Here is a 12,796-nt window from a genome sequence, read left to right as displayed (position 1 = left end):
TGTCCTTTTTTTGCTGGATGACACTAAACTTTCACCTCTAAGTTACCCTGTTCCGTTATATCTACTTCTGTTTTTAAATACTCATAATCTTTTTCAGAAAGGTAAAATCCTGACGGTATTCTGTAACGCTTGTCATTATAGTAAAATAGCATATATGGTGCGCCAAAAAACCTTGTCCATAATGGTTTCCGAAGCACATAAACCATTTTACTAAGTGGAACCTCTTTAGTTTTTCCAAACTTTTTTATGAAAAGACTATTATTTTCTAACCAATACGAAAAAATGGTTCAGTAATCATTCGAAATGGCATATAAATAAAAACTGCAAAAATCATAAGTGTCATGCCAATGGTCACTTTTGCTTCAAACTGAGTGCCGTCGCCCGTCTCATAAAAATTGATGACTAGATCTTTGTCTGGCCAAAAAAAATAGAGGCTACTTAAAAAAAACAACAAAAGAAAAACAAACCAAAAATGATTGAACTTAAATTTAATCACTTGCACAACCTACTTCAATTTTTTAATTAGATTAAAACGATAGTCATTAGGCTTGATATAAAACCCCGAATTTTCCCACTGATAACCTTTTATAACGCTAACCGCATTTTATTAAAGAGAAACCAAAATCCGCCGCATAATATTGTATAAAGAGGAGGCCAAATAAAGAAAACTATGTTTGAAAGACCGTCCGGTTGGCTGTTACTGATTATCCAATAAAAATAAGTAAAGGATAGAATTAACGTGATAAGCATAGGTACCCACACTTTCATTTTTATACAGAGTAGTGTGATGAGAGCTATGATTGCAACGTGGACTAGTATTAAGGGCATAATGTAGCCTCTGGTAAATTGAACAATTTGTCGTCGTCAGACGAAAGATAGAAGCCTTTCGGAATTCTATAGCTAGCGGCTATCAACGGTATCAGCTCCATTCGACATCAAGCTACAGGTTGCGCCTAAAATCATTCTACGAGTATCGCCTTGCGCGCCATAGATGTATGCGCATAAATGTGGATTATCGGGATTAACATTAGCTACAAGTGTAGGCTCTTTCTGTGTTTGTCTAATTGTTTGAGGTGTTTGATAGTTATTCATTGCCGCAACAGCACATGGTGACACTTCTCCGCCAAAGTCCTCGAAAAGACTCAGGTTCTTGTTGCCTAGTCGTGTTAACGACGCAATAGGGTTAATAGTCAGGGTATCGCCCTCTAATGTCAGGAGAAAAGTCGCTTTCGCAGAGTTTTGTGGGTCCTCTGGATTGGCAAAGTTTAACGATATTGTCGACTTATGAAGCGCCTTTCGCTTAACCAAGTAAATAGACGATTGGTTGAGAGTGCCCTTAATAAAGCGAGACTGGTTGGCTACCTTTATCGTCGCTGGTTCGCTGTTGAAGTCGGTTTTGCTAAACAGTTGGATCGCTTGTTGTTGTAACTGTTTACGTGCGTCAACCGAAAAGAAAGACGTTAATCCGAGATATTGAGGGTCGTTTGTGCAGACGTGGTTATTAGCTTGCGTGCTGTTTGAATTGAGCCATTGCTGGAAGTCATCCGCAGCTTTAAACGAACGACTTAATTGGTCACTGATATGACCTAATTGTTTATCGACTTGCTTTGCATAGGCAAACAGCTGCTTCGCGAGATAGGTTTCACTGTTCGTTTAAGAGGTCTCTGAAAAATTAAAGGTTTCCGGTTTAATATCGCCTTGCATTAAGCGTGTTACGGGTGCGATTACTTTAAACGCATCGTATCTAGAAGACTCAGGTCGATGTACGATGATGCGGTACTGTGAATAGATATTTTGATGTTCTTTTTCGGGACTTTCATTTGTATTAAGAACGATAGTGTTAAAGAACCAGTCACGTAGCTGATCGGTCGTGCAATCTTGGCATTGGATAAGATAAGTCGGTGTTTCAAGCGTTTTACCAAGGGTGTTCAAGCTCGCTAAAAGCAATCCGAGTATAAGAAGTTTGCGCACTGTATTTTCTCATTTTTTTTAACATTGTTATTACATTACGGTAGTAATGCTGTTTTGTCAGCCCAAAAGGACGAAATCAGTGCGACTGAAATCGCGATATGCTTCGCATATACATTTTATCGTGTCATAGTAGTTGCTAAGTCAACATACACTCTGTTGTCCGTGTCACTGAATCAAGAAGTGGAGTTTATGAGTCACGATCACCATCATCACCATCACGATATGTCTTCGAATAGGATTGGTTGGGCATTTTTTCTCAATTTGGGTTTCACTATTATTGAGTTTATCGGTGGAGTCTTGACGAACAGTACGGCTATCCTTGCGGATGCGGTGCATGACTTAGGTGATAGCTTATCTATTGGTCTAGCTTGGTTACTCAACAAATTCAGTAAGCGAGACCCATCTCGCACCTTCACGTATGGGTATCAGCGGCTCTCATTGGTTGGGGCATTTATTAATGCGGTTATTTTAATTGCCGGCTCTGTTTGGGTGCTTTATACCGCTATTCCTAGGTTACTTGACCCCGTGATGCCGGTTGTTGAGGGCATGATTGGTTTGGCTGTGTTTGGCGTTGCCGTTAATGGGTATGCGGCGTTTAAACTAAGCGCAGGCGAAACACTTAATGAACGTGTATTAAACTGGCACTTGATCGAAGATGTACTGGGCTGGGTCGCAGTATTGATAGTCTCAGTCGTACTGTATTTTGTCGACTGGCCTATTCTTGATCCTTTATTGTCTATCGGCTTTACCTTATTTATCTTACTTAATGTTATTCGTACTCTGGCATCTACAGTGAAGCTATTTGTGCAAGCAGCGCCTAGCGAAGAAGCCTATATCGCCATTCAAGAAAAACTGATAAAACTAGATGATGTGCAAGATGCTCATCATATTCACTTTTGGTCGCTTGATGGCGAGCGTCATGTATTAACCGCGCATATTGTGGTTGCGCGCGAGCTGACTGCGGAGCAACGAGGAAAGCTCAAACTTAATATTTCCGATGCGCTACAAGGCTTTAATTTGGCGCATACTACAATTGAACTTGAGTATCCCGACGAGCCTTGTCGAGACCATTAATAGGAGAGCGGTTTATGGAACTGTTTGGTAGTTATACTTCACCGTATGTACGGCACTGTCGTATTGCGTTTAAAGAAACGGGCTTAGCGTATTCGCTTACCGAGACTGATCACGATATGAGTGCAAAGTTGAGTCCTGCTAAAAAGGTACCTTTTTTACACCACAATGACCTGCGTTTTTTTGATTCTTCGAGCATATTAAAATATGTGCGCGAAAAGAACGGTGAGCGTTTTTTCGCGGATACCACTGATTTTGACCAGTATTGTTTGGTGAATACAGCGATGGACGCCACCATCAATTTATTCTTGTTGAGCAAGGAAGGTGTCACGCCGGAAAACAATGGTTACATGAAGCGTCAGCATGAGCGCGTGCATGAAATTCTCGCTTTAATGGAAAGTCGCGACCATGCTGTTGCTTATGAGGGGCCGCATCCGTTCAGCGATGGTGAGCTGCGCTTAGGTTGTTTCCTGAGCTGGGGGCTCTTTCGTTCACTGATTTCGTTAAATGAATTCCCCAAGCTACAGGCATTTCTAGACAAAATTAACGACTACCCTATTTTTGCAGATACGCATCCAAGCCTAAAAGATTAGGCTTGGATTGCTTTCGCACGTTTAGGGATTTCCTCGTTGAGCAGCTCAACATTACGCGAGTAATCAACCGGAACATCAATGATATGTACACCACCCTGCTCCATGCAGTCACGCATCAGTGGCTGCAGTTCTTCCGTTGCAGCTAATCGATAGCCTTTGGCACCGTAAGCTTCTGCATATTTTATAAAATCAGGATTTTTAAAGTCTAAACCAAAGTCATGCAAGCCCATGTGCTCTTGTTTCCACTTGATCATCCCGTAAGCACTATCGTTTAGAATAAGCACAACCAAGTCGAGGTTCATACGGACAGCGGTTTCGATTTCTTGCGAATTCATCATAAAGCCACCGTCGCCGCAGATAGAAACCACCTTGCGATTTGGGTGAACCAATTTAGCGGCCATCGCGGAAGGTAAACCTGCACCCATCGATGCCAACGCGTTATCGAGCAAGACTGTATTTGGCTGGCGCGCTGGATAATTGCGAGCGAACCAGATTTTGTAGATACCATTGTCCAACGCAATGATACCGTCGTCTGGCATGACTTCTCTCACTTCTTCTACTAGGCGCTGAGGTAACATAGGGAAAGCCTCATCATGTGCACCTTCATCGGTATGATCACGCATATGCTCGCGTACTTTAAGCATGAACTCAAAATCCCAATGAGACTGCGGCTCGATACCTTCTTTAAGCTGCCAAATGCTATTACCAATATCGCCAATCATACTGGCATGTGGGAAATAAACAGAATCGACTTGGGCACCCTGGAAGTTGATATGAACCACCTTGCGTTGATCAGGTTTCATCATAAATGGCGGTTTCTCAACGACGTCGTGACCGACGTTGAGGATCAAGTCAGCTTGTTCTATGGCACGATGTGGATAGTCGCCGTCGGATACCGCGGCATTGCCCAACCAACGTGGATGATCTTCATTAATGACGCCTTTACCCATTTGCGTTGTGATAAACGGAATACCTGTCTTATCGACGAACGCACGGAGCATCTTCGCGGTAATTTTACGGTTGGCAGCAGCACCGATCACAATCAACGGGTGCTTGGCCTCCTTCAACAGTTTTAATACGTAATCGACAGACTTATGCTCAGTAATCGGACGACGCGAGTAACTCGGTGTAATTGGGGTTGCATCAACCTCTTCAGCGGCAATATCGTCTGATAGCTCAAGGTGCGCTGCACCTGGCCGTTCATCTTCGGCACGACGGAAAGCCTCTCGCACGTGCGAAGGTATCGTCTTAGCACTAATAATTGGTTGAGTGTACTTAGTGATTGGCGTCATCATATCGATAACATCAATGATCTGGAATTGACCTTGCGGGCGGTCTTTAATCGGTTTTTGTCCCGTGATGACTACCATCGGCATTGCACCCAGTTGGGCATAAGCAACTGAAGTGACTAAGTTGGTTGCACCGGGTCCAAGAGTAGACAAGCAGACGCCGGGTTTTCCTGTCAACCTTCCGTAGGTTGCCGCCATAAAACCTGCCGCCTGTTCGTGACGAGTTAATACGAGTTCGATGGATGAATTTGAGAGAGACTCGAGCAGATCGAGATTCTCCTCTCCTGGGATTCCAAACACATATTCTACACCCTCATTCTCGAGAGCTTTTACCATGAGGTCCGCCGCTTTCACTTAGACACTCCTTTTAAATTCACATGAATACTAAGGTGCTACGTTATGACAGGCGATTATGATCAAAAAAGGGCGGTACTAAGACCGCCCTTTTAACTAAGTTTTGCGCCTCAATTACGAGTTGCCTTCACCTGATGTCATATCTTGAAGACGTGTACGCAGCTCTTCATCGCTTTGTGCACGCTGAATGATCATGTTGTACTGCTGTGGCGTCAGACCTGAATCTTCCACAGCTGCGATCATTTCTTTTTGTGCTTCTTGCTGGATGCTACGCGCTTGCTCTTGATTTTCAGCATTTTGGAACTTGTCACGATATTTTGTCGTCACTTTTTGTACGTCTTCCATTGCTGCAACAAATTTCACTAACATACCTTCAGTGATTTTTTGTTGAGCTTGCTGTTGAGCCATCTGATTCTGCATTGCGTTATCTTGAGTTTGCGCTGCTGCAGCAGTCGTGGCTAAAGTCATTGCTGATGCTAATGCAATCATTGTCTTTTTCATGATGAACTCCTGTTGTTCGAAAAAACGTGTCGATATTACTTAAGCGAAGATCATGCCAAATTTATAACACCATGAAATATAAAGGAAAAATAAATATCGAAAATGATACGAAGAAAATTTACAGTTTCTTATGTATCATTTTGATACACACCAAGGAGGTAATGTGACAAAAAGATACACCTTACCGCTTTCAAGTATTCAGCGCCGCCTGTTGCTGTACGTGGTCATTCCGATGCTCCTAATTTCTGGGGCTGCCATAACCTTTGGGTTGAATATTGCGGGTCAACAAGAAGAAGAGCGGCTTAAAACCGATCTTAAATTGATAGGTCGGGCAATCAGTCTGCCTATCAGTGATGCGTTGTTAAACAATGATTTGACCACTGTGCAAGCCAACCTTGATTCAGTATTCAATATTGGTCGTGTGTACGGCGCCTCAGTTTACGACGTGAACGGTCAACAAGTGGCGGAAGCTGGCGTGACAGAAACCGACTTATCCGATAGCTGGTTAGCGCGACAAACAGTTCAAACGGGCGTGTCACAAGATGATTATCGTCAAGTTGAGGGTCGTGAAGTCTTCTCACAGTTTCTCCCGATTGTTGATCGTGGCGGCCGTATTATTGGCCTTCTGCAAATCAATCGACGCGCCAGCGATTTTGATGAACGGTTTGAGCAACTAAGCCAAGTCGCGTGGATTAGTTGGTTTATTTTTGCGGTGGTGACTATCGCGGTACTGGTCTTTGGTCATTATCGCGGTGTAGGGCGTCATGTTCTGTATCTTCGAAATATTATGCAACAAGTCGCGCAAGGTCGTCGCGACGTGCGGGTAGACACCCAAGGGCCGAGCGAAATTGTAGCAATTAGCCAGGGCTTGAATGAAATGCTTGAGGCGGTGACGCGAGCCGAGCACGAAATCCGTGACAGAAGACAAGAAGAGCAGCGCTTGAACGAAGCCCTGCGCGCGCAAGAAAAAATGGCCGCGATCGGTTCAGTATCGAGTGGTGTTGCGCACGAGCTTGGTGCACCGCTCACGGTGATCGATAACCGTGCTAAAAAGCTGTTGAAACATGCGACTAGCGATGACGATAAGCGCCAACTGCAAGCCATTCGGGGTCAAGTTCATCGGTTAACAAGATTAGTCAATCAACTACTCGCCTTTTCTCGCACGCCTGTGAGCGAACGCCAACAAGTGCCGATAAAAGCGCTGATAGAGCGCGCCTGCACTAGTGTGGGATTTGAGCTCGAGAATGATGATATCCAATGTGTCATTGAGTATCAGGGCGATGAAGTTTTTAAGGTTGATGTATCCCGTATGGAGCTGGCATTAGTGAACGTGCTACGAAACGCGTATCAAGCGGCTAAATCAGAGGTGCGTATTGCTGTGAGTCAAACACCAAGCGCGACCGCCATTATGATTATGGATGATGGTGACGGACTTACTCAAAGCGCTCAGACGCATGCCACTTCACCTTTTTACAGCAGTAAAACGACGGGTGAAGGGACAGGGTTGGGATTGACCATCGTGCAACACATCATGAACGATCATGACGGCCAATTGAAGCTTGAAAACCGCTCTCAGGGCGGTTGTTGCGCGACTTTATCACTTCCTCACTCAGGACTCAGATCAGGAGATTCAAATGACAGCTAATACAGCGCAAATCGCAGTTGTTGAAGATGACTCAGCGCTACGTGAGCTACTTGTTGAGGAGCTTGAAGCAGAGGCCTATAAAGTTTTTGCCTTTCCATCAACCGAGGACTATCAAGCTGAGCTGCCTTCGGTTGATGTCGTTGTCAGTGATATTCGCCTACCCGGTTCTTCAGGTTTGTCACTACTTGAGCATGTCAGAGAGGCGGGCGCGCCCGCACTCATCCTGATTACCGCGTTTGCCACCGTCGATCAGGCGGTTGATGCGCTAAAACAAGGAGCGGCTGACTTCTTGACTAAGCCACTTGATGTTGAGCATCTGCTTCTGAGTGTGCAACGAGTGTTAGAGCATCGCTTATTAAAGCAAGAGTTGACTCGTTTTAAGTCGCAGCAAAAAGGACCCGCAGGACTTATCGGTCAAAGTCCCGCAATGCGTAAGTTGTATCATCAAATTGAGCGACTCGGCACAGCCGATGGCAGTGTACTTATTACCGGCGAATCTGGCACCGGTAAAGAGCTGGTTGCGCGCGCAATCCATGAGCTTAGCGAGCGGCGCGACAAACCTTTTCAAGCAGTGAACTGCGCGGGCATTCCCTCAGAACTGATGGAAAGTGAGTTTTTTGGTCATACGCAAGGGGCATTCACTGGCGCTCAAGGCAAACGCTTGGGGCTGTTCAAACAGGTTGATGGTGGCACCCTACTGCTTGATGAAATCGGTGAAATGCCGTTGGCACTTCAAGCTAAATTGCTCCGGGTGTTACAAGAAGGAACCTTGCGCGCGGTGGGCAGTGATGAGGAAGAAAAAGTTGATGTACGTATTATTGCTGCAACCCATCAAAATTTAGAGCAGCGTGTGCGGGATGGCGAGTTTCGTGAAGATCTGTTTTATCGATTAGAAACCTTCAGTGTGACGGTACCTGCGTTACGTGAACGAGGCGAGGACGTTGAGCGTTTAGCGCATCACTTTATTAGTATTTATGCAGAAAAGGCGGGTAAGCGTATCACTGACATTGATACCGATGCACTGGACATACTCTATCGTTATCGTTTTCCTGGCAACGTACGAGAACTGCAAAACGCGATTGAGCGCGCGGTGACTTTCGCGCAGTCGCACCATTTACAAGTCGATGATCTACCCGAGCGCATGCTGGAAGTGCGTGATCCAACAGCCGATAAACAGCCACACTGGCATACCTTGCAAGCCCATCAAGATGCATATATTCAGGACGTTATGAATCATGTGGGTGGCAATAAGAAAAAGGCGGCAGAAATTTTAGGCGTTACGCGGCGCACACTTTATCGTTGGTTAGAGGGTCAAACTGATCAATCTGAAAGCTGAAAACGTATTAAGGGCACGAGTACAAACGCTAAGGAGTAAACCGTGAAGATTTTAATGGTTATGACGTCTCACGATGAGTTAGGTGATACAGGTAACAAAACTGGATTTTGGCTGGAAGAGTTCGCGGCACCGTTTTACACGTTTGTCGATGCTGGCGCTGAGGTAACGATTGCTTCACCCAAAGGAGGACAACCGCCTATTGACCCAAACAGTGAAGCGGAAGATGCTCAAACAGAAGCGACTAAACGTTTTAATGAAGATCAGGATGCACAGAAAAAACTTAGTAGTACGTGCAAGCTTGATGAAGTCTGTGTTGATGATTTTGATGCTATCTTTTACCCAGGTGGACATGGTCCATTGTGGGATCTCACTAACGATGAACAATCGATTGATTTGATTGAGAAGTTTTGGTCGAAAGGTAAGCCTGTCGCTGCAGTGTGTCATGCCCCTGCGGTACTGCTTAATGCGAAGACACCGGGCGGAGACCCTCTAGTCCAAGGTCGCACGGTCACTGGATTTAGTAACTCCGAAGAGGATGGCGTCGGGTTATCTGACGTGGTTCCTTTCCTCCTCGAAGATGAGTTATCGGCAAAAGGCGGTCACTATCGTAAGGTTGATGACTGGCAGTCTTATGCTGTACAGGACGGTATGTTGATTACGGGTCAAAACCCCGCATCATCTGAACAAACGGCTGAGCGTTTGCTCGATGTGTTACGGGCGATGTTATAACCGTATGATGTTAGAGCTGGCATCAAAATAGATGATGCCAGCTCACACCGATACTTGCCGAACGGCCGATTCCGGGTTCAAATGAACGACCACTGCCTTGATTAACAACGACCGCTCCCACGTAGTTTCTATCCAACAAATTATCCACTCGAAGCCAAGCTTCAAACTCATTCTCGGCTATCTGCCACTGCTGGGTTATTGCCAAATCCCATTTTACGTAGCTCGGTGATTTTACTGCATTACTATCGTCGGCATAAGTTTCACCGCGATACTGGCCGAGTAATTGAACTTTAGTGGCTTGCATGGGTTGCCAAGTGAGTCGTGTAAACCATTGGCTGTCAGCGACCCCAGGTAGCTGATTACCGTTATATAAGCCGCCTTGGTAGTTGGCATTGATATAACTGTAGGATACAAAGCTATCTAATTGCTCAGTTAGCTGCACGTTAAGCTGCCACTCGATACCTTGACGCTCAGTCTCGCCCGCGTTGCGGTAGGTTGTGCGTCCGTCGTTCGATTGATCAATAACAATGTCGTCCTCAGACTGAATATCGAAAATTGCCAATTGCGAGGAAAACCGCCCTGATGAATTAAATTTTAAGCCCCACTCGGTTTGTCGATATTGACTGGGCGATAGTTCGGTATTTAGACCACTGCCATTATTACGATAAGCCAATTCAGTTAAGGTGGGTGTTTCGAAGCCTGACCCCAGGCTGATATAGGTTGACCAGCGCGGCGCAAACGCCCATGTAAGACCGACCGCTCCAGAGTTATCACTCAGCTCATTTTGACCGCTGTCATCGGGATCGCCTGGCATAATAAACTGGTCGTCTACCGAGAAGTCAAAGCGGCTATGCCGAGCGCCAGCGGTTATTCGCCATTGTTCATTAAACTGATGCGTAAGCCGAGTATAGACGGCTTGCTTTCTAACATAGTTAAACTCGCTGCGGCGCAAGTCACCCTTTTCACCTTCATCGTTCACAAAACCGAATCGATGGTCTTGCTGGCGCTCGTATCGCAAACCAAAACCGATATCTGTTTGCGCTGTGGCTTGCCACTCTACATAAGCTGAGCTGCCTTCGAACTGGCGCGACAAATCGATGACGGCACCCGAGCTACCAATGGCATCTCCTGCAAAGGGTAAGAACTGGATAACGTCGCGATCACCCTGCCAAGCCGCAATACGTGCGCGATAACCGTCGGCGTCGAGCTTCCATGTCAGAGAACCTTGCCGATGATGAATGGATTTTCGGGTGTTGAAATCAATGGCTCGACCGACGGTTTGCTCCGGATCTTGACGCCAAGCACTGGGGGTTAGCGCACTTGGGTCTTCTAACAATGGGGCGTTGTTGTTGTCGTACCGTAGGATAAGTTGTTGTTGGTCGTTGATATCAAAGTAGTACCTCAACCCTTGTTGCTGACGCTTTGCCGTATTGTGAGGGCGAGGTCCTGCGGTGTACAAGTCGGTGGCAATGAAGCGCAATTTGTGGGCATCATTGACCCAGTCAAATTGGCCTTTGGCGCGGGTAAGATCGTTGGCACCTGCGGCTACAGCAATCTCACTCGTGGTTCGCTGTGGTGCACGCGTGTTCCATTCGACCACGCCTCCGCCCGTGTTACCGTATAGAACAGCGAGTGGACCGCGGAACACTTCGACTGTTTCTGCTTCGTCTAAAATGATACTTGAGGTTTGCGCTTGGCCATCAGGCATGGACAGCGGTACACCATCGACATTCAACTGCAAGCCACGCACACCGAATGCTGCGCGTGCACCGAATCCACGCACGACGAGACGCGTGTCCTGGGCATAGTTGTAGCGTGTATCCGCCTGAATACCCGGAATGGCGCGAAGTGTATCTCCCGCATCAATATTCAAAGATGGCAGTTGCTGGTTGATATCGATAAGGTCAACGCTACCGGGGGTCATGCGCCATTCGCTACCGGACTGCTGCGCATTCACCTCGATGATTTCATTAATTTCTTGGCTAAAACAAAGGGCTGGCGCAAGAGCCAGCCCTGTTATTGTGCGTAAATACTTCATAATTATTTTACGGGTGACAGTTTAATAAGTTGGCCACTATCGGCATCGGTTAGGATATATAGAAACCCTTCAGGACCTTGTTCAATATCACGGATACGGAAACTGGTTGCGTCTTCTAACATCCGTTCTTCGTGCAGAACACGACCTTCTTCAAGATCTAATCGTGCAATCGTTTGTCCGCGTAAAGCGGTCACCAGTAAATCACCTTTCCACTTGGGAAATTTGTCGCCGGTATAGAAGATTGAGCCGGCCGTGGCAATTGAAGGAAGCCAGTAGTAAAAAGGCTGCTCCATGCCTTCCTTATGTGTGCCAATACCGATTTCACCACCGCCGTAGTCCTCACCATAAGTGATGGTCGGCCAGCCGTAGTTTTTACCTGCTTCAGGAATGTTAACCTCGTCACCGCCCTGCGGACCGTGCTCAATCGTCCATAGCTCACCCGTATCGGGATGGATAGCAGCACCTTGGACGTTACGGTGACCATAAGACCAGATCTCCTCTAGGGCGTTAGCTTGACCAACAAATGGGTTATCTTCAGGGATAGAGCCGTCTGGCCAGATACGTATTACTTTACCATGATGGTTATCAAGTGTTTGTGCGTCTTCCATACGCGAATAGCGATCGCCTAGGGTAATGAATAAGTGTCCTTCGGGAGAGAATACAAGACGGGATCCGAAGTGGGCGTTACTTTCATACTTTGGCGCTTGGCGGAAAATAACCTCGCCTTGAGTCCATTTATCTCCGTCGATTTTACCGCGCATGACCGCGGTACTATTTCCCTTCCCGCCGCCTGGGTCGAGCTCTGAATAACTGATGTAAACCCAGCCGTTGTCTGCATAATTGGGGTCGATGTTGACGTCAAGTAGACCCCCCTGGCTTTTTGCAACCACCTCAGGCGTACCTTGTATGGGTGTTTTTTTACCGTCCTGCGTAATGATATTTAGCGTGCCTGAACGCTCGGTAACCAGCATATCGCCCGATGGTAAAAAGGCGATGCCCCAGGGGTGGTTAAGTCCTTCGCTAATAGTCTCCAGCGACAGCGTATGACGTTCTGTCTGGACTTCTTGCGCGAGAACCGAGGTACTCATCGTCGCTGACAACAGCGCAGCCGCTACTGCAGAGAGGTTGTTTTTCATGGAGCCTCCATAATTAACTTGTATAGTTTTTAATATTTTTAGTATACGTATTAATTTCAGATTTTGATGACTTTTCTTGATCTCTTTATAGATCACAGCCTTACTTAATGATGTTGTTAATTATAAATTACAA

At 46.2% G+C, this 12,796-nt stretch carries 11 protein-coding genes; 5 read left to right on the top strand and 6 right to left on the bottom strand.

The window, feature by feature from the left end:
• Positions 1–900 precede the first annotated feature (900 nt).
• Positions 901–1,308, bottom strand: a complete 408-nt coding sequence (locus tag BFR57_RS12790; RefSeq protein WP_143441043.1) for a hypothetical protein — start codon at positions 1,306–1,308, stop codon at positions 901–903.
• A 345-nt stretch (positions 1,309–1,653) separates the two neighbouring features.
• Positions 1,654–1,971: a hypothetical protein gene (locus BFR57_RS04235; RefSeq protein WP_071462813.1), complete on the bottom strand. Its 318-nt coding sequence runs from the start codon at positions 1,969–1,971 to the stop codon at positions 1,654–1,656.
• A gap of 189 nt (positions 1,972–2,160) precedes the next feature.
• On the opposite strand from BFR57_RS04235, the gene BFR57_RS04230 reads away from it, so the two are divergent.
• On the top strand, positions 2,161–3,045 hold the full coding sequence (locus tag BFR57_RS04230; RefSeq protein WP_071462812.1) for a cation diffusion facilitator family transporter: 885 nt from the start codon (positions 2,161–2,163) through the stop codon (positions 3,043–3,045).
• Positions 3,046–3,059: 14 nt separating this feature from the next.
• Entirely contained in the window at positions 3,060–3,635 is a 576-nt protein-coding gene (locus BFR57_RS04225) for a glutathione S-transferase family protein (protein WP_071462811.1), read from the top strand.
• On the opposite strand, the gene BFR57_RS04220 is transcribed toward BFR57_RS04225, so the two are convergent.
• On the bottom strand, positions 3,632–5,278 hold the full coding sequence (locus BFR57_RS04220) for an acetolactate synthase large subunit (protein ID WP_071462810.1): 1,647 nt from the start codon (positions 5,276–5,278) through the stop codon (positions 3,632–3,634). The genes BFR57_RS04225 and BFR57_RS04220 overlap by 4 nt on opposite strands.
• Before the next feature lie 114 nt (positions 5,279–5,392).
• Entirely contained in the window at positions 5,393–5,779 is a 387-nt protein-coding gene (locus BFR57_RS04215; protein ID WP_071462809.1) for a DUF4168 domain-containing protein, read from the bottom strand.
• Between the two features lie 163 nt (positions 5,780–5,942).
• On the opposite strand from BFR57_RS04215, the gene BFR57_RS04210 reads away from it, so the two are divergent.
• Genes BFR57_RS04210 through BFR57_RS04200 form a run of 3 tightly spaced genes read left to right on the top strand, consistent with a single transcriptional unit; the run spans position 5,943 to position 9,489 of the window.
• Positions 5,943–7,424 (top strand): ATP-binding protein, encoded by a 1,482-nt coding sequence (locus BFR57_RS04210; RefSeq protein WP_253183603.1) that lies wholly within the window; start codon positions 5,943–5,945, stop codon positions 7,422–7,424.
• Positions 7,414–8,760 carry a sigma-54 dependent transcriptional regulator gene (locus BFR57_RS04205; protein ID WP_071462808.1) on the top strand — a complete coding sequence of 449 codons (1,347 nt, stop codon included), beginning with the start codon at positions 7,414–7,416 and terminating at the stop codon, positions 8,758–8,760. The genes BFR57_RS04210 and BFR57_RS04205 overlap by 11 nt, the downstream gene beginning before the upstream one ends.
• Positions 8,761–8,802: 42 nt before the next feature.
• Positions 8,803–9,489, top strand: a complete 687-nt coding sequence (locus BFR57_RS04200) for a type 1 glutamine amidotransferase domain-containing protein (protein WP_071462807.1) — start codon at positions 8,803–8,805, stop codon at positions 9,487–9,489.
• Positions 9,490–9,511: 22 nt separating this feature from the next.
• Here BFR57_RS04200 and BFR57_RS04195 read toward each other — a convergent pair whose 3' ends face one another.
• Together BFR57_RS04195 and BFR57_RS04190 are read right to left on the bottom strand one after the other, a co-directional pair.
• The gene (locus BFR57_RS04195) at positions 9,512–11,527 is read right to left on the bottom strand and encodes a TonB-dependent receptor (RefSeq protein WP_071462806.1); all 2,016 of its coding nucleotides are present in this window, start codon (positions 11,525–11,527) and stop codon (positions 9,512–9,514) included.
• A 2-nt stretch (positions 11,528–11,529) separates the two neighbouring features.
• Entirely contained in the window at positions 11,530–12,663 is a 1,134-nt protein-coding gene (locus tag BFR57_RS04190) for a PQQ-dependent sugar dehydrogenase (protein WP_071462805.1), read from the bottom strand.
• Positions 12,664–12,796: the final 133 nt, after the last annotated feature.

Source organism: Idiomarina sp. MD25a (assembly GCF_001870515.1).
Classification (GTDB): domain Bacteria; phylum Pseudomonadota; class Gammaproteobacteria; order Enterobacterales; family Alteromonadaceae; genus Idiomarina.
Note: the sequence above shows the minus strand (reverse complement) of the source record. Positions and strands in the feature narration are given on the sequence as shown.

Coding starts and splice junctions, on each gene's coding strand:
- BFR57_RS04230 (WP_071462812.1), top strand. CDS start 2,161: ATGAGTCACGATCACCATCATCACCATCACGATATGTCTTCGAATAGG.
- BFR57_RS04225 (WP_071462811.1), top strand. CDS start 3,060: ATGGAACTGTTTGGTAGTTATACTTCACCGTATGTACGGCACTGTCGT.
- BFR57_RS04215 (WP_071462809.1), bottom strand. CDS start 5,779: ATGAAAAAGACAATGATTGCATTAGCATCAGCAATGACTTTAGCCACG.
- BFR57_RS04205 (WP_071462808.1), top strand. CDS start 7,414: ATGACAGCTAATACAGCGCAAATCGCAGTTGTTGAAGATGACTCAGCG.
- BFR57_RS04195 (WP_071462806.1), bottom strand. CDS start 11,527: ATGAAGTATTTACGCACAATAACAGGGCTGGCTCTTGCGCCAGCCCTT.
- BFR57_RS04190 (WP_071462805.1), bottom strand. CDS start 12,663: ATGAAAAACAACCTCTCTGCAGTAGCGGCTGCGCTGTTGTCAGCGACG.